This is a genomic window from Acinetobacter sp. CIP 51.11, from assembly GCF_000369665.1.
In the GTDB taxonomy this organism is placed as follows: Bacteria; Pseudomonadota; Gammaproteobacteria; order Pseudomonadales; family Moraxellaceae; genus Acinetobacter; species Acinetobacter lwoffii_S.
The window spans coordinates 217,303-236,218 of record NZ_KB850129.1 but is presented as its reverse complement, the minus strand read 5'-3'; the positions used below and the strand labels follow the sequence as shown (position 1 = coordinate 236,218).

Annotated in this window: 17 protein-coding genes; 5 read left to right on the top strand and 12 right to left on the bottom strand. The window is 42.3% G+C overall.

The genetic code is table 11. The features are described from left to right. Window positions 1–150: 150 nt before the first annotated feature. The 6 genes from F894_RS04910 to F894_RS04880 all read right to left on the bottom strand — a co-directional run bounded on the left by F894_RS04910 (window position 151) and on the right by F894_RS04880 (window position 8,253). On the bottom strand, window positions 151–1,524 hold the full coding sequence (locus tag F894_RS04910) for an amidohydrolase family protein (RefSeq protein WP_005246416.1): 1,374 nt from the start codon (window positions 1,522–1,524) through the stop codon (window positions 151–153). 43 nt (window positions 1,525–1,567) lie between these two features. Next, a complete protein-coding gene (locus F894_RS04905; RefSeq protein WP_004729775.1) occupies window positions 1,568–2,488 on the bottom strand; it encodes an ABC transporter permease in 921 nt (306 codons plus the stop codon). Between the two features lie 33 nt (window positions 2,489–2,521). After that, window positions 2,522–3,619, bottom strand: coding sequence for an ABC transporter permease (locus F894_RS04900; RefSeq protein WP_005246413.1), 1,098 nt, complete (start codon window positions 3,617–3,619; stop codon window positions 2,522–2,524). Window positions 3,620–3,660: 41 nt separating this feature from the next. After that, the gene (locus tag F894_RS04895; protein ID WP_005246412.1) at window positions 3,661–5,262 is read right to left on the bottom strand and encodes an ABC transporter ATP-binding protein; all 1,602 of its coding nucleotides are present in this window, start codon (window positions 5,260–5,262) and stop codon (window positions 3,661–3,663) included. A 120-nt stretch (window positions 5,263–5,382) separates the two neighbouring features. Beyond that, entirely contained in the window at window positions 5,383–6,483 is a 1,101-nt protein-coding gene (locus tag F894_RS04890) for a BMP family ABC transporter substrate-binding protein (RefSeq protein ID WP_005246410.1), read from the bottom strand. Window positions 6,484–7,197: 714 nt separating this feature from the next. Continuing rightward, complete coding sequence (locus tag F894_RS04880; protein WP_005246408.1) at window positions 7,198–8,253, bottom strand: aromatic ring-hydroxylating oxygenase subunit alpha; 1,056 nt, start codon at window positions 8,251–8,253, stop codon at window positions 7,198–7,200. A gap of 279 nt (window positions 8,254–8,532) precedes the next feature. Between F894_RS04880 and F894_RS04875 the strand changes: the two genes are divergently transcribed. Next, complete coding sequence (locus tag F894_RS04875) at window positions 8,533–9,456, top strand: LysR family transcriptional regulator (RefSeq protein ID WP_005246406.1); 924 nt, start codon at window positions 8,533–8,535, stop codon at window positions 9,454–9,456. Between the two features lie 134 nt (window positions 9,457–9,590). Continuing rightward, window positions 9,591–10,337, top strand: a complete 747-nt coding sequence (locus tag F894_RS04870; RefSeq protein WP_005246404.1) for an IS5-like element ISAba31 family transposase — start codon at window positions 9,591–9,593, stop codon at window positions 10,335–10,337. A 60-nt stretch (window positions 10,338–10,397) separates the two neighbouring features. On the opposite strand, the gene hpxO is transcribed toward F894_RS04870, so the two are convergent. Then, window positions 10,398–11,555: an FAD-dependent urate hydroxylase HpxO gene (gene hpxO / locus F894_RS04865; protein WP_005246403.1), complete on the bottom strand. Its 1,158-nt coding sequence runs from the start codon at window positions 11,553–11,555 to the stop codon at window positions 10,398–10,400. A 210-nt stretch (window positions 11,556–11,765) separates the two neighbouring features. Between hpxO and alc the strand changes: the two genes are divergently transcribed. Together alc and F894_RS04855 are read left to right on the top strand one after the other, a co-directional pair. Next, the gene (gene alc / locus F894_RS04860) at window positions 11,766–12,770 is read left to right on the top strand and encodes an allantoicase (RefSeq protein ID WP_005246401.1); all 1,005 of its coding nucleotides are present in this window, start codon (window positions 11,766–11,768) and stop codon (window positions 12,768–12,770) included. 12 nt (window positions 12,771–12,782) lie between these two features. After that, window positions 12,783–13,280: an ureidoglycolate lyase gene (locus tag F894_RS04855; protein WP_004646920.1), complete on the top strand. Its 498-nt coding sequence runs from the start codon at window positions 12,783–12,785 to the stop codon at window positions 13,278–13,280. A 57-nt stretch (window positions 13,281–13,337) separates the two neighbouring features. On the opposite strand, the gene F894_RS04850 is transcribed toward F894_RS04855, so the two are convergent. The 5 genes from F894_RS04850 to puuE form a co-directional block, all read right to left on the bottom strand. Further along, window positions 13,338–14,051, bottom strand: coding sequence for an outer membrane protein OmpK (locus F894_RS04850; protein ID WP_005246391.1), 714 nt, complete (start codon window positions 14,049–14,051; stop codon window positions 13,338–13,340). Window positions 14,052–14,178: 127 nt separating this feature from the next. Further along, on the bottom strand, window positions 14,179–15,537 hold the full coding sequence (locus tag F894_RS04845; protein ID WP_005246389.1) for a nucleobase:cation symporter-2 family protein: 1,359 nt from the start codon (window positions 15,535–15,537) through the stop codon (window positions 14,179–14,181). 30 nt (window positions 15,538–15,567) lie between these two features. Further along, window positions 15,568–15,888 carry a hydroxyisourate hydrolase gene (gene uraH, locus F894_RS04840; RefSeq protein WP_005246387.1) on the bottom strand — a complete coding sequence of 107 codons (321 nt, stop codon included), beginning with the start codon at window positions 15,886–15,888 and terminating at the stop codon, window positions 15,568–15,570. After that, on the bottom strand, window positions 15,885–16,388 hold the full coding sequence (gene uraD, locus F894_RS04835; protein WP_005246386.1) for a 2-oxo-4-hydroxy-4-carboxy-5-ureidoimidazoline decarboxylase: 504 nt from the start codon (window positions 16,386–16,388) through the stop codon (window positions 15,885–15,887). The genes uraH and uraD overlap by 4 nt, the downstream gene beginning before the upstream one ends. Window positions 16,389–16,531: 143 nt before the next feature. Continuing rightward, on the bottom strand, window positions 16,532–17,494 hold the full coding sequence (gene puuE / locus F894_RS04830; RefSeq protein ID WP_005246384.1) for an allantoinase PuuE: 963 nt from the start codon (window positions 17,492–17,494) through the stop codon (window positions 16,532–16,534). A 310-nt stretch (window positions 17,495–17,804) separates the two neighbouring features. Between puuE and F894_RS04825 the strand changes: the two genes are divergently transcribed. Further along, a complete protein-coding gene (locus F894_RS04825; RefSeq protein WP_005246382.1) occupies window positions 17,805–18,854 on the top strand; it encodes a Rieske 2Fe-2S domain-containing protein in 1,050 nt (349 codons plus the stop codon). The last annotated feature ends 62 nt before the right edge of the window (window positions 18,855–18,916 follow it).

The following is an 18,916-nucleotide window of genomic DNA, read 5'->3' as shown; positions in this document are numbered from 1 at the left end:
ATATATTCTTTATAAAAAGTAACTTAATTAAAAATTTAGCCTTATTTTTTAAAATATTCCTTTAATAAATGGCTGTTTTAGCTTTAACGTAACTAATCATGATAAAAGTCGTCCCACTATCAATGAATAACCGCAACCCCCACGTAAATCTTAAAATTCTTCCCGCTGTAATTCATTTACCGTTCGCCCCTGCTTTGCAAACCACTGATCACGACGTTCAAACAAGCGTGGCGCCGCCTGATTCACTTGATCAATTAGAGCCTGTAAATCGGCATTGATCAAGCGACCATTTTTAACCACAATTTGTCCCGCCACCATCGTCATCACGACATCTTGGCCTTGAACTGCATGCACTAAATTGGTATGCAAATTAAATAATTTTCCATGATCAATCAACGGTGTCATCCGTGGTGTATCCAATCTAACTGCAATCAGGTCAGCCTGTTTACCAACTTCCAATGAACCAATTTCATCTTGCATACCCAAAGCTTTAGCTCCTGTAATCGTAGCCATTTGGCAGACTGACCAGGCATCCAGAGCAGCCGCATCTAAATTCGAAAACTTTGCCAATAATGATGCAGTTTTCATTTCTTCAAATAGATCCAGGTTATTGTTTTCTTTTTCACCGTCCGTACCCAAACCTACCGCAACACCTTGGCGTAGCATTTCAACAACAGGCGCTGCACCGGAGGCCAATTTCATGTTGGAAATCGGGTTATGGGCGACACCGACCGCATGTCGCCTTAAAATCTGAATCTCATTTGCATCTGCCCAGACGCAATGTGCCAACAGGGTTTTAGGCAAATCCAGCAAGCCCAGTTTTTGCAGACTCTCAATCGGGCGAATACCTGAACGGCGCAGGTTTTCCTGTACATCAAATTGGCTTTCATTACTGTGGGTATGAAAACCGGTTTGATAATCCTGACAAAGTTTCTCAATACAGCTTAATGCTGAAGCTTCAGCATAAAACAGGTGCTCTAAACCCACCCAAACCTGGATACGTCCATTCGCCTGCTGATGCCAACGGTTGATTAAAGCCTCATTACTTTTTAAGGTTTCAAAATAATTGTGATCCGGATGCTCTGCGACATAAGGCACAAGAACAGCACGAATTCCTAACGCTTGCGCAGCTTCAGCACTTCCGTCCATATAGCGCCACATATCGACAATGGTGGTGGTTCCCGACAAAAGTACCTCGGCATAACACAAATAAGAGGCAATTTTTGCATCCTCTGGTGTCAACACCCGGTGCATCGGATCAATATACTGCTGTAACCAATCCCAAACCGGTAATCCTTCTGCTGTGCCACGCAATAAACCGGAATGACAATGGGTATTGATCAAGCCCGGCATCAGGATCGTTTGTGGGTAATCCTCAATGAGCACCTCTGGATAGCATTGGGTTAACTGTGCCAATGTACCCACTGCTTTTATTTTGTCACCATCAATCAGTATCGCGCCATTTTTAATACATTCATTCTGCGTGTTCATGGTAAGGACATAGGAAGCTGTTAAAATTTTCATGATTTATACTCAAATCTATTCTATTTATGATGAATGGCTGCGGTTATGGCACGAAGGTTTTGCCTAAAGAAGATGGCAAATTCATTTTGAGTACTTTTTTATTCCGTGAAATCATGACCAGTACCACAATGGTGGCTATATAGGGCAATGCGGCAAGCAGCTCGTTCGGCACCTTGATTCCAAGCGCCTGGGCGTGAAATTGCAAAATGGTTACGCCCCCAAACAGGTAAGCGCCGAGCATTAAACGTGTTGGTTTCCACACAGCAAATACTACCAGTGCAATGGCAATCCAGCCGCGGCCTGCCACCATATTTTCAATCCACATCGGGGTATATACGGTCGATAAAAATGCTCCGCCAACCCCTGCCATCAAACCGCCAAATAGCACTGCGCCATAACGAATCGCCAACACGTGATAACCCATGGCATGCGCACTTTCCGGTGATTCTCCGACTGCTTTAAGCAATAAGCCCAAACGGGTTTTGGCCAAGACAAACCACACCAGAAAGAAGACCAAGATTGACAGATAAACCACATAGTTTTGCTGGAACAAAATCGGACCCAATACTGGAATATCCGCTAATAGTGGAATATTAAAATTAGCCAGACCCGGTAAAGCCATACTGACGTAGTTCTGTCCCAAAAATGCAGAGATACCGAGTCCAAAAATGGTTAAAGCCAAACCGCACGCGGATTGATTGGTACTTAAAGACAAGGTAAAAAAGGCAAAAATCAGGGCCATCAGCATGCCTGCCAGACCACCCATCAATAAGGCACTTAATACACTGGCATCATATTGCGCAGCAAAAGCAAAACCTGCAATTGCACCGACCAGCATCATCCCTTCTACTCCAAGATTAATCACACCTGTCCGCTGTGTGACCAATTCCCCCAGACCTGCGAAAATCAGTGGTGTTGCTGCTGCAACAGTACCTGCAAGAATTGCAGTTATTTCTAAAGCCATATCATGCTTCCTTTTGCTGTAGACAACATTGGGTTAAAGGGTGGTTGCTGTGGGCTGAGGGACCGGTGAGGCCATTTTTTTGCTAAAACGGTAACGGTTTTCAATTAATGCATCGGAAGCCAACAGGAAAAACAACAGCAGCCCCTGGAAAATACCGGTAATCGCGACCGGAAGCTGTAGTTGCATTTGTGCCATTTCACCGCCCAGATAAATCAGCGCCATAAAACAGCCTGACAGCACAATACCGATTGGGTTTAAACGCCCTAGATAGGCCACGATAATCGCTGCATAGCCATAACCTGGGGACAGGTTCGGATTCAGCTGACCAATAGGTCCAGCCACTTCACAGATTCCGGCAATACCTGCCATCATTCCGGAAATCACCAGACTCATCCAGATCGCTTTGGAGGAAGAAAAACCTGCGTATTTGGCAGCTAAAGGTGCCTGACCGCTGACTTCCAGTTTATAGGCCGTCAGACTTTTACGCATAAAAACCCAAAACAGAAGGACTGCAAAAAAAGTGATAAAAATAGAGGCATTAATGCGTGTGCCTTCTACAATGAATGGCAGCGTCGCACTCTCACTAAAAACCACCGATTGTGGGAAGTTCATCCCTTCCGGATCACGCCAGGGACCATTGACCAGGTATAGCAACACACATACTGCGACATAATTCATCATCAGGGTGGTCAGGGTTTCTTCAGCATTAAAATGGGTTTTCAGTAAGGCAGGAATTGCACCCCAGAGTGCCCCACCAAGTGCGCCCATAACGATCATTAACGGGAGAATCCACCAGCCGATGTGATCATGAAATAAAATCGCAATACCACCGCCAAAAATCGCGCCCATGGTGAGCTGACCTTCAGCACCGATATTGAATAATTTGGCTCGAAATCCGACCGTCAGCCCCAAGGCAATCAGAATCAGAGGTCCGGCTTTGACTGCCAGTTCACTCCAACCATAAGACGATGTCAGCGGTTCAATAAAGAAGATGTACATGGCTTGCGCGGGATTAATCCCCAACATTAAAAACAGAATACTACCGACAATCAGCATGGCTAGCAGCGCAATGAGCGGTGAAAGCCACTTCATGATTTGAGAGGGATGTTCACGCGGTTCCAGTAAATGCATGTCGCTCTCCTCTCAACCTGTATATTTGTTTTTTTGTTATATTAAGCATGAGCTTGCTGCTCCTCTACTATGATCGCAGTGTCATGGCCTGGAATGCCTGACATCAAGATTCCAACATTTTCAGTATTGGTTTCATGAGTAGGTATCGCTGGAGATAGTTCACCATTGGCCAACACGCAGAGACGATCACTGATTTCAAACAGCTCCTCTAACTCTTCTGAAATCACCAAAATAGCAACACCTTGCCGAGAGAGGTCGATCAGGGTTTGCCGGATAAACATGGACGCGCCGACATCTACGCCCCAGGTCGGTTGAGCCACAATCAGAAATTTGGGGTTTTGCAGAATTTCCCGGCCTACAATAAATTTTTGTAGATTTCCACCGGACAAGGAACGTGCTTCTGCCTCTGGGCCACTGGCTTTCACCCCGAATTTTTCAATACAGTGCTCGGCAAAAAGCTTACATTGTGCAAACTTGATTAATCCCCATTGCGTCAGGTTCTGCCGAAATGCGGTCAGCAAGGCATTCTGGGACAGTGTCATGTTCGGGACTGCTCCTCGGCCCAGACGTTCTTCAGGGACAAAGCCCAGGCCCAAGTCACGCCGTTGTCCAGGACTGAATCGGGAAATATCGATTTGATCCAGAACCATCCGGCCATGTTTCAGGCTGTTTTCACCCGACAATAAAGACAGTAATTCTGCTTGCCCGTTGCCAGAAATCCCGGCGATTCCTACAATTTCACCGGCACAAATATTTAAATTGATATTTTTCAGCGATACACCAAATGGGTCATCAGACTGGTAATCCAGATTCTCGATCTGGAATAGCCCCTGTTTTGCACCTGTATATTCTGGGCGTACATAGGTCGGTAAATCACGACCAATCATTAAGCGCGCTAAATCACTGGTGCTGTTGTGTTTGGGATCAACATTTCCGGTAACATGGCCATTGCGTAAGATGGTCGCTTCATCACAAAGTTCTTTGATCTCGTGTAATTTATGACTGATATATAAAATCGAAACACCTTGGGAGGTTAATAAACGCAAGGTTTTAAATAGTTGCCGTACCGCTTGTGGCGTCAGTACCGAGGTGGGTTCATCTAAAATGATTAAAGCGGGATTTTGCAAAAGACAGCGAATAATTTCGACACGTTGCCGCTCACCTACCGATAAAGAATGTACTTCGCGGCGTGGATCAATGGGTAAACCATATTGTTCTGAAACTGCAATAATTTTTTGACTTAGAGCTTTTAAAGGAATCTTTTCATCCAGTCCCAGCGAAATATTTTCGACTACAGTCAAAGTCTCAAACAAAGAAAAATGCTGATAGACCATGCCAATCCCGAGCTTTCTTGCCATCGACGGGTTATCAATATGAACTTCTTTACCGTTCCAGAGGATTTGTCCCTGATTGGCCTTGGTTGCTCCATAAATGATTTTCATCAGCGTACTTTTGCCAGCACCATTTTCACCCAAAATGGCATGAATCTGCCCAGGTTGAACGGTTAAATGTATCTGGTCATTCGCTTTCAATGAATTGTAACTTTTACAGATATTGATGAGCTGTAAACGCGGTACACCTGAAGAAGAACGTGCGTTCAACTCTTGCGCATGAACAGATCTATCGTGTTGAGAGGTCATCATCAGTGCCCTATTCAATGCTGTGACAGTGCGGCATCCATCTGAAGCGTGCAGGCATTCAGATGGATGCGGGAAAGTACATCAAAGTATTTAAAGTTTTTTGAATTGCAAAATGACAAAGCTTTATTTCGGTAATGAACCCTCTACGCCCTTCACGTAGTAATTCATTTTGCTTAGTGCCGCATCATCTAGGCGCTTGCCCTTTGCCAAGACCAATGTGCCATCCTGTTTATGAATCGGGCCGGTAAATGGATGCAATGTGCCTTTTAAAATACCGTCACGTACGCTGAGTGCTTTTGCTTTAGAGGCTGCCGACACGGAAGGACCAAAGCTTTCAATATCGACTGCTTTTTGTTTCACGCCGTACCACATTGCACTTGGTTTCCAGGTTTTATTGCTGACTTGCATCATTACCGGGGTGTAAATTTTTTCCCAATGTAAAACCGATGCGGCAAGATGCGCTTTAGGGCCAAATTTGCTCATGTCAGAGTCCCAGCCAAAAGCAAAGACACCTTTTTGTTCAGCCGCCTGTACCACTGCCGGAGAATCGGTATTTTGCATCAGCACATCTGCACCTTGAGCAATCAATGCCAAGGCTGCATCACGTTCTTTGCCCGGGTTAAACCACGAATTCACCCAAATGACTTTGGTTTTAATTTTTGGATTTACACTTTGTGCACCGAGGGTATAGGCATTGATATTACGGATGACTTCAGGAATCGGAAAAGACGCAACTACACCCAAAACATTATTTTTGGTTTTTTGCCCTGCGACCACACCCAGCATATAAGCACCTTCATAGGTACGGACATCGTAGACCCCTAAGTTTTTGCCCTGCTTATAACCGGTTGCATGCATAAATACTGTATTGGGAAATTGCTTGGATACTTTCTCCATTGCATTCATATAACCAAACGAAGTCGCAAAAATGACTTTATTGCCTTGTTGTGCCAGGTTGCGGATCACACGTTCGGCATCTGCTGTTTCAGGGACATTTTCGATATAAGAGGTTTTATATTTTCCTGCGAGGGTTTTTTCAGCCTTAATCCGGCCTTGATCATGAGAATAAGTCCAGCCATGGTCGCTGGTTGGACCAATATAAACAAACGCGGCTTTATCTTGGGCCTGAACATTCGCGACAGCGGCCATGCTCATTACACCGCTTGCCATTAACACCCCTACCAATTTTTTCAATCCGGTTTTCAAGCTATTTTTTTCTTTCATTCTATTCTGCTCTTGGTTGTTCTGTGTCATACAACACATGCTTTAAAATGACTTCACTCAAATGCGCTCAGTCTGTCCAATATATAATTAGCAATAAGCATTCCAGTTTTTATAAAAAATAATAAAAATAGGGTTTTTAAAAAGATATTTTTGTTTTTTATTTAATAAGAGCGTACTGTTATTAAATTTATAAATAATAATTTTATAATTGACCCTAAAATTTAATTTGATGAAAGGATTTTTTTTATTTTTTCTTATAAGTGGTGAGATAAAATAAAATGCCTTAAATTTATGCATTCCTTTTTTAATTGGAGCTTCATATTTTTCATGAGCAAAGATAAATGTAGATGATAGAATCAGGTATTGAGACTCATTGAGGGAATGGGATTTTTTTAGATATAAATCATTAATATTTAAATATATTAATAGTTTTTTTATAGTTAGGTTTAGCTTGTAATACGCCGAAAGGATGATGTTCTACAGGTATTTTTATTTTCTCTAATCATTGAAAGAGGTTGGAATCAGCTAATCGGGGTTTGCCTGGATTGATTTATTTTAATTTCCAAATTTTGATAATATTAATGAATTTTAATTAAAGAGTAAGCGGGTATGAATAATATTTTGATCATTTAAAAAATATAAATAAAAACCACTATATTAAAATATAGGGTTTCTATTTAAAGTTTAATCCATATTTTTAAATTTTAAAATATATTAGACAACATAACGTTTACTTAATCCCCACTCGGCTAAGATTCGACGATAGGTCGTTGAAGAGCGATCTGCTTCAAAATGCGCTTCCATGGAAATATCGAGCGGTAATTCTTCAGGTTTCTGGCTTTCTACCATGTCCTGATCTTCGGCAAAAATTTGTGCATTGAAGTCATATACTGCCTGTAAATCTCCTGTGGTATCGAAGTTGCGTGTCAGTGGCACAAATAAACGGGTTTTATTATGTGAAACCGGACAACAGGCATTGAGAATTTTTAATTGTCCCTGTTTGGGGAAATGTACGGTCAGTACTGCAGAAAACGGTGGATAAACATCAAATACACGTTTCCACAAAAAACCTTCCGGTGCCAAATCTTGCATACCATGTGGATAGTTGCTGACACTGCTGACATATTCGGTATGCAGGCCGTAATCTGTACGTTCTGTCGTGTATTTGGGTACAACCTGATTTTCAGGATCTGCGAAAGAACCCTGATGAACCCAGGCAAAATGTGCAACATCAATAAAGCCTTCCAGTTGACGGCCACTTGAGCCGCCAATATCCACAAACGGCGGTAAAATTGCCTGATGATCTGGCATCTCCCAGGTATCTAAAACAGGAAAATTGGCTTTTGCTTCGTCACGGCCAAAAATACTGGTCCAGATCAAGCCATATTTTTGCACTACTGGAAATTTGGTCAGAGAAAAGCGCTCAGAAATGTTGGTCAGCTCGGGTTGTGCAGGAATTTTGATACATTTTCCCTGGCCATTGTAGTGTAAGCCATGATAAGGACAGACCAGATTTTCACCCGAAACCCAGCCTTTGGTTAAGGGTACGCCCCGGTGTGGACAGAGATCACGAACCAGGTGAATTGCACCACTGTCTGTTTTATACAGTGCAAGTTTGACATCAAGCAGGGTTACTTGTTGCGGTTGGGTAGAAACGTCCTGAATCCGTGCAACCGGATACCAGTGACGAGCCAGAATTTCCCAGTCCTGATCATCAAACTGGCTATAGCAGGGTTTGTTGAATGAATTGATGACTGGAATGGCGTTCATATCAAACCTATATTCTTACTGTGGATGGTCTCTTTTTACAGGCCTTGAACAGTACAGAACTGTGCAATTTTGGCTTTGCTTATGATTGAAATTACTTAATTTATTGTCGTTCTGTCTATTAGAATGATTCGTACTATTCATTCTTAAAATTAGAACACATCAACCATGTACAAATGTACTTGCCGATTAAAGCTACCTTCTTTGGCATAAAACTCGCATAAACACGTTTATCTCAAATATTGATATGAATAAAAGGTGGTTCTTCGCTTGACTAAATTAATGAATACGCCTTTTTCCCGATTTTCAGAATATTTTATCGCGGTGGCGAAAACGGGAAGTTTACGCAAGGCCGCAGATCAATTATTCATTTCCGTGTCTGCAGTACATCGGCAAATTGCTCTGGCTGAAGAAGAACTGGGAATTGTGTTATTTGAGCGCTTGCCCAATGGTTTAAAACTGACACTGGCGGGCGAATTACTCTATGCCGATGTTATGAAATGGCAAAAAGAATTCCAGCAAACCCGGATTCGCTTTGATGAAATTCAGGGACTTACACGTGGGACCATCGAATTTGGTTTAATTTCTGCCTTAAATGATGGTTTTGTCATGCAGTCCGTGCAATATATGTATGAAAATTATCCCTGGATTAATTTTAATATCCGGGTCGCAGACAGTGAAATCGTAGCCAAAAAAGTGATTGAGGCAGATCTGGATTTTGGCCTGATCCTGAATCCGAAATCCCATCAACATATTGAAGTCCTCCATTTTCTGGAACTACCTTTAGGTTTTGTGATGGGTAAATCACATCCTCTTGCTCAAGCAGAAAAGATTTATTTTTCAGATACCTTGAATGACAACCATTTTATTCCGGCCGAACCCCTGATTATTCATGATTATGTACAGGCATTGTATAAACATCATCAATTTATACCTGTACGTAAAACGGAATCGAATGATATCCGTCTGATGAATACTCTCATTAAGGCAAATACCGGGATTGGAATTTTTAGTTATCTCGATGTTTTACCGTATATCGAGCGAGATGAAGTGGTCTTTAAACCTATCTCTGAAAAAGGGCTGCATCCGCTGACCATTGCCCTCTGTGTGGCGCCTAAACGCCAGGTTTCACGCGTTTCCCAGTTGATGATCAAACATATTATTGAACAAATGGAAGCCTTAAAAAGCAAGGTGCAGCAACTGTAGTATTTTCATACCTAAATAACAAAAACCGCGATAACTAAAATCGCGGCTTTTATTTAGGGTGTGTTGACACTTTTAGCTTAAAAAAATAGCGAAGTAGTAAAATCAAATCGCCAAACCCAATTTTACTATTCGCTATGCCTCGTACCATGCTGACAGATCAACACTGGCAAAAGTTGAAAGTTATTCTGCGTAATTTATCCATTCACCACAACTCAAATTTACGCAATTTTATTGAAGCTATTCTCTATAGAATTAGAACAGGCTGTCCGTGGCGAGATATTCCTTCTTGTTTTGGTCATTCAAACTCTATTTTCAAACGTTTTAATCGTTGGTCAAGCAGCAGTAAGTTACTTAGATTATTCAAATTACTAGCCTCATGCCCCGATATGGAGTGGATTTTTATTGATGGCTCTCATGTACGTGCTCATCAACATTCTGCCGGCATAGCGAATCAATCTATTTCTAAAAGTGTAGGAGGAAACTCCTCAAAAATACATTTGATTGTTGATGCACATGGCAATCCTATTGATTTCGTGATTACCGATGGAACCACACATGATGTTAAAGTTGCACCTGATTTAATATCAACATTAGATTTAAAAGAGACAAAAGTGGTATGTGCAGATAAAGGCTATGATTCAGAACCACTGCGTGAACAGATCAGGAAAACAGGGACTAAAGCGAATATACCAAAGAAAACAAATAGCCAATCGAACAATGACCATATGGACTGGTATTTATATAAAATCAGGCATTTAGTTGAAAATATGTTTTGTAGATTAAAGCAATTTAGAGGAATAGCTACTCGATATGACAAGCTCAAAAGAAATTATCAAAGTTCTGTTGCTTTAGCCTGTATATTTTTATCGCTACCTTTATAGGGTTAATTATGAACAGTAAATGTCAACAAACCCTAATATTAATGATGAAATTAACTGTTTTTAATCCAATGGATTACCCACAATATTGCTAATAATGCCTTTCATAATATGTGGGCCTTGCTCTTTCCGTAGGTCTGCATACCAGTCTTTGGTAATTTGCTCATCTTTCATATGCGTGACATCACAACGCTTACGTGCACGTAGCAGCAATTCATTGGCGCGTTCATTGCGTTTATTCTGATAACGTTTCAGGGCATCTTCCAGACCTAGCGTATTAATTTGTAAGGCACGTGCGAGATAGACCGCATCTTCCATTGCCTGGCAACCTCCCTGTCCGATATCCGGTGTGGTGCTATGTGCCGCATCCCCTAAAATTACCACACGGCCCTTATAGAACTGGGTAAAAGGCTCAATATCATGGATTTCGACACGATTGGTTTTCTGCTCATCAATGCTGTCAATTAAGCGCTGAACCTGTGGGCACCAGCCAGAAAAATACTGTTTTAACAGGGTCTTATATTCCGAACGCTGATTTTCCAGACCTGCGGGCAATGGCACATCAAAGAAGAAATAAAAGCGATGCTCTGCCACAGGCATCAGTGAAGCACGTTTGCCTTCACCGACAAACGTGGTCCACTGCTGTGCAGGCGCTAAATCTTCAGAGATCTCAACCAGTCCGTTCCAGTTCACATAACCGGCATAACGGCGTTCAACCTGTTTGCCCAATACATACTGACGCGTCATGGAATGGGTACCATCTGCGCCAATCAATAATGCTGCAGAGGCAGTGCTGCCATCCTGAAAACCGATTTCGACGTGTTGCCCCTTATCCTCAACAGACACCATTTTTTTACCGAGCTGAATATCCTGCCGGCCAAACGCATCCATTAACATATTTTGTAATTCAGCACGCGATACCGGATATGGACGTTGACCGACTTCTTCAATTAACGGCGCCAAACTAAACTGCGTCATGACCTCGCCATTCAAACCATCGATATAGGCTAAGTCATTCATCTGGCCACCTAACTTTGCTACCTGTTCAGTTAAGCCCAGATAGTTCAAACACTTCACCCCGTTTGACCACAAGGAAATTGCAGCACCGACAGGTAAAATCTGTTCTGCCTGCTCATAGATGGTGACCCGATGTCCGAACTTTTTTAGTGCAATTCCTGTGGTTAATCCGCCCATGCCTGCCCCAATAATTGCAATCTCCATCTATTCCTCCTGGCTATTTCATCTTCATTGCCAGCTAAAATGCTAAAAACGTGCCATCCTGAAAAAAATGCACTAAAAAAATAGCAAGAGTTGGCACACGCTGTGCTTTTAAATTCCTTCAATGTCCTGTTTTTATAAAGGCAGAAGACCTAAATTTGTATTTATAAAAGTGCATATTCATGTGACGTATACCAATGATGGAAATTTAAGATGGCGACCTTATTAGCTCCAATTTTTGATCTGCCTGCTCCAGTACAGCAGTTAACTAACCTTGCAGATGCCCGAATTGGCGCAGAAATTCTTGAATGTTCAGATGAGTTTTTTGCTGAAGCAAAACGCATGTTGCAATTTGAGGCACCGGTCTTTATCGAAGACAAGTTTGATGAGCATGGCAAATGGATGGATGGCTGGGAAACCCGTCGCAAGCGCCACACGGGCTATGATTGGGCCATCATTAAACTTGCTGTTGCAGGTCAAATACAGGCACTGGATATTGATACGACTTTTTTTAGCGGTAATTATCCGGCCTCTGCTGCTGTGCAAGCATGTTATGCGCCAGATGGAAATCTTGATCAGGCAGAATGGATCAGCATTATAGAAAATAATGTCTTGGGCCCCAGCCAGCATCATATTGTTCAGATTTCAGCAAAGCAGATATTTACCCATGTCCGTTTGAATATTTATCCTGACGGTGGGATTGCACGTTTTAAGGTCTATGGTCAGGTAAAAATCAATCTGCAAGATAGTGATCAAATGCTAGATGTTTTGGCACTAGAACATGGTGGCCGTGTCGTTGCCTATAGTGATGCGCATTTTGGACATCCACGCAATCTGATTAATCCGGGACGTGGCATTAACATGGGCGATGGCTGGGAAACCAAACGGCGTCGTGCTCCAGGATTTGACTGGTGCATTTTGGCTTTAGGCGCCAGTGCCCGAATCGAGAAAATTGAAATTGATACCGCCCATTTTAAGGGAAATTTCCCTGCAGAGGTTTCTATTCAAGCCATCTATGTTGAGGATTCAACCGATGAGCAACTCATTCCACAAAGCATGTTCTGGCCTTTTTTGTTAGCAGCCCAACCTATGCAAATGGATCATATTCATCATTACATCAATGAAATTTTACAACACGAAAAAATTTCCCATATTCGTGTCAACATGATTCCGGACGGTGGCATCAGCCGGATTCGTCTCTGGGGAAAATTGGCTTGAGTGATCAATGATATGTCTATGCAAAGTATAAAAATACAGCCTTTAAGCACTGAAAGTTTTCTGCCTTTTGGAGAAGTCATTGCCTGTCAGGGTAATCATTATTTTCATATCAATGAGCAGCAGACTGAGCGTTATCATGCCCTGGCTGAAGTAGAAAGTGACACCAAGGTCGGACTGAGTATTTTTAGAAATATGCAAGCTACGGCAATTCCTTTTCAAATCTCAATGCTGGAAAGGCATCCTCTAGGATCACAGGCTTTTATTCCGATGCACGGCCAGCAATTTTTAATCGTTGTAGCGCCTGAACTTGATTATACACAGCCCGATATTAGTCAGATTCAGGTATTTATCAGTGATGGTTCTCAAGGGATAAATTATCGTGCCGGAACCTGGCATCATCCATTATTGACCCTTGAAGCACCCAGCGAGTTTGTCGTAGTGGATCGTATAGGTAGCGGATCAAATTGTGATGTTCATCCTTTTCCTGAAAACATCCAGATCGTATTTTAAACGCATTAAAAAAAGCCCTTTTATCAGGGCTTTTAACTTATTTCTTCATCACTTTGCCTAGAAGTGATATTTCACTAAAGCACTGACATTATTTTCATCGGCATTTGGGATACCGAATTTGTTGTTCCAGATAGAATGTTCAATCCCCAGATATAAATTGGTGTCTGGAGAAATGTGTTTACCGACATTCCATTTCCATTGGGTGGTCCAGTTCATCTCGCTGTCATGAGTATCTTCTTCTGTAGACCAGTCCAAGAAGCCATCCACCAGAAATTCTTCAGTTCCCAGTTTAATTGGCACGCCATAGGTCAGTGTCAACTGGTAATCATCATCAATATTCTCATTATTCACGCGATAAAGGTTAATGCTGGCATAACGGAAATATGGAATATCCAGATCGAAACCTACGCCGTACAGGAAGTTATCAAAACCCTCTCCACCTTCCCAGGTCGTTGAGACCAGTACATCTTTAACCGGGCCAAAGGCAAGTTTCTGGCCTGATACTTCTCCCAAGCTTAAACGTGGTGAAAATTCAAAATAACTGGATTTAAAGTCATCTGCGCCGCGCATACGGTCAATGAAGAAGAAGACATCTGCATATTTTATTTTTGCCGTATATTCAAAGGTCGCAGTCGCCTGTTTCTCATCAACCACTTCATAGTTTTCCCCATAAAGTCCGGTGACACTGAAGTCTTGCCAGACCGGTTTTGCCTGTGCGGATGCCGCACCCAATACAAGTAATGTTGCAGCAGTAAGTTGAGTGAATTTCATAAATAAGGGTCCCCAGTGGAATGAAAAAATCACATTCTGAATTAAGCAAAAACAAAGCCAACATTTTTAATTTTTGATAAAAAAACAGTCCATTTGTCTGGACTGTTTTCATCTTGGTTTAAATATTCTAATGGGGAAGCTTTGCCACAATTTCTGTAGTCGCTGTACTTCTATTTTTAAATAGACGCAGATGATTGAACAACAGGTTGAGTAAAATGGCCATTAAGCAGGTGGAGCTAATGCCTGAATGAAACAAGGTTTGCACCCATTTTGGAAAGTTGGCATAAAAGGAATGATCAATAATGGGAATCATGCCGGCTGCAATAGCCGTCGCAACAATGATAAGATTTTTTTGCTCGTTATAATCAATTTTAGCCAAGGTACGAATCCCGCTTGCAGCGACTGTTCCAAAAAGTACCAGACCTGCACCACCTAATACCGGTACAGGAATGGCAGCAATCAAACGTCCCATAATTGGCAGTAAACCCAGCACTACTAAAATCATGCCACCCGCAGCGACCACAAATCGGCTTTTAATTCCGGTAATCGCCACCAAGCCGACATTTTGCGCAAAAGCACTTTGCATAAATGAACCAAAAACCGGTGCCATCGCACTCGATAACATATCGGCACGCAAGCCATTCGAGATACGATCCGCATCCACTTTGGTACCTACAATCTCACCCACTGCAATAATATCTGCTGTGGTTTCAGTCATAATGACTAGCGTAACAATAAGCATAGAAATAATGGCTGTGAGCTCAAAAGTCGGTAGTCCAAAGGCGAAGAAGCTAGGTACCTGAATCCATGTCCCAGTCGCAACTTTAGAGAAATCACCAAAACCGAATAAATAGGCCAGTACTGAACCTAAAACAATTGCTAGAAGAATAGACAAGCGACGGATAGCGGCCTGTCGGCTCAAATTCAGGCAAATTACTAAAGCCAAGGTCATCAATGCCAGACCAATATTCTCGACACTTCCCCATTCTGGTGCCTTGGGATTGCCGCCCATCATCCAGCGGACTGCCACCGGCAATAAAGACAAACCAATGATAGTAATGACGCAACCGGTCACGACTGGTGGAAAGAAACGGATAATTTTGGAGAAATAAGGCGCGAGGAAAAAACCGATCAATGAGGCGACAATGACCGCACCATAGACTGCTTGTAAGCCACCGCCTGTGGTTACAATCGCGACCATCGTCGCAACCCCGGCAAAAGAAACTCCTTGCACCAAAGGTAATTTCGCACCGATATATTTCACTCCCACGGTTTGCAAAATCGTGGCTAAACCACCGACAAATAGCGCCGCTGCAATCAATAATCCAATTTGATAAGCTTCTAGGCCGGCGGCCGTTCCCACGATTAAAGGTGGTGCAATAATTCCGCCATACATAGTCAGTACGTGTTGCAAACCGTAAGCTGCACTTTTTCCCGCACCTAAATATTCATGTTCAGGTGATATTGTTTTACTTTGTTCTGTCATTTTTCTCACCCTCAAAGTTAAAAGCTAAAATCAGCTTCCGCGATATGTGGAGTACGCGAATGGGCTGATCAGTAAAGGAATATGAAAATGCTGTGATACATCTTTTACATAAAAATGAATAACTGCTTTAGGAAAAAAAGTTTCTAAACCCGAATTTTCAAAATAGGCAGATGTAAAGAACTCAAGACTATAGGCACCCGCTTTAAACTCGGTCATGCCGAAATCACTGACGCGGCCGTCTGCATTGGTTTTTGCTTCCCTAATCAGGCGACCGTCTTCAGCAAAAAGTCGAATGACCACGTCTGTCGCAGGTTTTCCCAGATGTGTATCTAAAATATGCGTGCTAATCATGCATGAAGCTCCTGAGCCAGTCGTGACAAGGCAATTTCTGCCAGTTGATGATGGACAATACGTTTCTCAATCTCTGGGTCATTTAGCAAACGATAGTTCAGGGCTTGAAGGACGTCTTCACTGCTCAATCCAGCGGCTTTGATCAGAAAGATAAACCCATATTTTTTCTCATAGGCAAGATTGCCTTTAAGTAGAGCGAGCTGGGTATCTTTATCTGCTGTAATACCGGATTGTTCACGATGGGAAAAGTCTTTTTCTATTTCACTTAATTCAGCCTGTGCCTGTTTTTCACCTATACGGGGATGATTATCCAGTGCAGTTTTAATCTCATCCCAACTCCAGGTCGCCGCCTGTTGGTTCGCTGCATTCAAAATATCCTCAAGCGATGCATAAGGACGTTTTGCGGCAAGCTCGGTCGACCAGCTGGGTATTTGCACACAGTGCTTTAAAAAGATCATCGCATCTTCTGCTGATGCTTGATTAAATTCAACAAGTTGCACTATTCAATCGCCTGATTATATTGCTTGGTTATTTAAAACTGGTTTTGCAATAACAGTGCCAAAGCTGATGTGTTTGTTATTTTTATAAAGTACATGACTCAAAAAAGAGCATCTAAACTGATCTTTTCCAATATATTTTATGATTATGGCGCATGATGGTTATACCAGTGCTCGGCAATATCCCCACGGCGGCAAATCCACACTTTGTCATGATTTTGAATGTAGTCCAGAAACTTTTGTAGTGCTTTAAAACGTCCCGGCCGTCCTAAAATACGGCAGTGCATGCCAATCGACAGCATTTTTGGCGCAGTTTCACCTTCGGTATAGAGCACATCAAAAGCATCTTTGAGATATTGATAAAACTGTTCCCCGCTATTAAAACCGCCAGGTGAACTGAATTTCATGTCATTGCTATCCAGGCTATAAGGAATAATCAAATGCGAACGTGTTTCCCCTGCCTGATTGGTCAAGGTGCTCCAAAATGGCAAGTCATCCCCATAGTAATCAGCGTCATATTTGATTTGAGGAAAATCAGCCAGAAGTTGACGGGTATTCGGACTGTCCCGACCGGTATACCAGCCGATCGGTGCTTCACCAAACAGGCTTTCCAGAACGCTGACCGCCTGATCCATATATTGGCGTTCCATTTCAATCGGCATGTCCTGATAATGTAGCCAGCGCTGACCATGTGAAACGACATCATAATCGGCTGCTTTAATCGCCTCTACCACATAAGGATTACGTATTAAGGCCATGCCGACCCCAAAGATAGTCATCGGCAAACCACGTTTCTGGAACTCCTGATGAATCCGCCAGAAGCCTGCACGTGAACCATATTCGTACATCGAATCCATCGACATATGTTTATCTGGAAAGCTGGCAGCACCAATAATTTCAGATAAAAACTTTTCTGATCCTGTATCACCATGTTCAATGTGGTTTTCACCACCTTCTTCATAATTCAGTACAAACTGTACCGCGACACGCGCGCCGTTTGGCCATTGCACTTTTGGTGGTTCACCATGATAGCCAATCAGGTCACGCGAATAAGGTGCACTGCGAATGCTGTCAATAAGTTCTTGTCCGCGTAAGTAGCTAGTCGTCATATCAATTCCTTGTCGATTCTGAGTAAATGATCAATTTTCTATACGCGTGATAAGCAATTTATGCGCCAAACTAGAGCATTGAAACTGAGAGCACGCTTTTTAAAAAAATATTTTCAGCGAAATTTAAGCTTAGAAATATCCCATCTCAATATTTGCGTGGTTGAATATAAAAAACCTAGAAAGATGCTTATTTGTTTTCAATCGCCGGTCAGTGTTCTGATTTACGCAATCCTATGTCCTATTAATTGAAATTTCATAGAACACCTTGCTGTTTTATAGTCCAGCTAAAGGTCATGACACAGAACCCATTATGAATACAAATATCGCCGCTTTTAGTCCCGACTTACCAGTCCATATGACATTCGAGGAACATGACTGGCATCTTTTGGCTCAGTACTGGTATCCGATTGCACTTGCGCGTGATATTACAGATCAGCCAACAAGTAGCATGCTGCTTGATATGCCTCTGGTGATTTATAAAATGAACGATGAACTGGTGGTGGCGAAAGATGCATGTCCGCATCGCGGTGTACCTTTAAGCTTGGGAAAAAATGACGGCCAAGGCGTGGTGTGTCGTTATCACGGTTTACGCTTTGGCAATGAAGGTAAATGCAACCGTATTCCTGCACATCCTCAGCATAAAATATCGGAACGTTTCCATTTGAAAACTTATGCTGCGGTAGAAAAGTATGGTTTGATCTGGTGTTCATTAAGCGCTACAAAAGATGCAGAACCTCATATTCCTAACATGCCTTTTTGGGATGATGCTGAGTATCAGCAACTGGTCTGCCCTCAGATAGACATTCAATGTTTTGCAGGAAGACAGCTCGAAGGTTTTATTGATGTGGCTCATTTTGCCTGGGTGCATCCAGACACTTTTGGCGATCCGGAGGATGTAGAAGTTCCTGATTACAGTACGACAGAAACGGAGGTCGGTTTTAATGCAGATTATATCAGCAGTGTGGGACGTTATCCGATCGGAATCGAGCAGCGTGGCCAGGAAGATTTTAAATGGTTACGTCATTTTGAAGTGAGCCTACCCTTTACTGCAACACTTACGATTCATTTTCCAAATCATGCCAAGCAGGTCATCATGAATGCGGCTTCACCCATGACTGCGCGTTCAACACGACTTTTTGCACCTATTTGCCGCAATTATGATAAAGATTTACCGGTTGAAGATGTCTATGCCTTTAATATGAAAATTTTCGAGGAAGATCGTGTGATTGTAGAAAATCAGAAACCTGAATATTTACCTCTGGACTTATCTTTAGAAGCGCATTTTCCGGCAGATCGAAGCTCGAGTATGTACCGAAAATTACTACGTAAACGGGGATTTAGTCCTTTATTTGCTGCTTAAAATTTTATTCAAAAGAAAGATTCATAATAAATAACCAAGGTTAGAGCTCCTCTGATATTTAA

Coding starts and splice junctions, on each gene's coding strand:
- F894_RS04880 (WP_005246408.1), bottom strand. CDS start 8,253: ATGAACGCCATTCCAGTCATCAATTCATTCAACAAACCCTGCTATAGC.
- hpxO (WP_005246403.1), bottom strand. CDS start 11,555: ATGGAGATTGCAATTATTGGGGCAGGCATGGGCGGATTAACCACAGGA.
- puuE (WP_005246384.1), bottom strand. CDS start 17,494: ATGACGACTAGCTACTTACGCGGACAAGAACTTATTGACAGCATTCGC.
- F894_RS04845 (WP_005246389.1), bottom strand. CDS start 15,537: ATGACAGAACAAAGTAAAACAATATCACCTGAACATGAATATTTAGGT.
- F894_RS04895 (WP_005246412.1), bottom strand. CDS start 5,262: ATGATGACCTCTCAACACGATAGATCTGTTCATGCGCAAGAGTTGAAC.
- F894_RS04825 (WP_005246382.1), top strand. CDS start 17,805: ATGAATACAAATATCGCCGCTTTTAGTCCCGACTTACCAGTCCATATG.
- alc (WP_005246401.1), top strand. CDS start 11,766: ATGGCGACCTTATTAGCTCCAATTTTTGATCTGCCTGCTCCAGTACAG.
- F894_RS04910 (WP_005246416.1), bottom strand. CDS start 1,524: ATGAAAATTTTAACAGCTTCCTATGTCCTTACCATGAACACGCAGAAT.
- F894_RS04905 (WP_004729775.1), bottom strand. CDS start 2,488: ATGGCTTTAGAAATAACTGCAATTCTTGCAGGTACTGTTGCAGCAGCA.
- F894_RS04890 (WP_005246410.1), bottom strand. CDS start 6,483: ATGAAAGAAAAAAATAGCTTGAAAACCGGATTGAAAAAATTGGTAGGG.
- F894_RS04855 (WP_004646920.1), top strand. CDS start 12,783: ATGTCTATGCAAAGTATAAAAATACAGCCTTTAAGCACTGAAAGTTTT.
- F894_RS04870 (WP_005246404.1), top strand. CDS start 9,591: ATGCCTCGTACCATGCTGACAGATCAACACTGGCAAAAGTTGAAAGTT.
- F894_RS04900 (WP_005246413.1), bottom strand. CDS start 3,619: ATGCATTTACTGGAACCGCGTGAACATCCCTCTCAAATCATGAAGTGG.
- F894_RS04875 (WP_005246406.1), top strand. CDS start 8,533: ATGAATACGCCTTTTTCCCGATTTTCAGAATATTTTATCGCGGTGGCG.
- uraH (WP_005246387.1), bottom strand. CDS start 15,888: ATGATTAGCACGCATATTTTAGATACACATCTGGGAAAACCTGCGACA.
- F894_RS04850 (WP_005246391.1), bottom strand. CDS start 14,051: ATGAAATTCACTCAACTTACTGCTGCAACATTACTTGTATTGGGTGCG.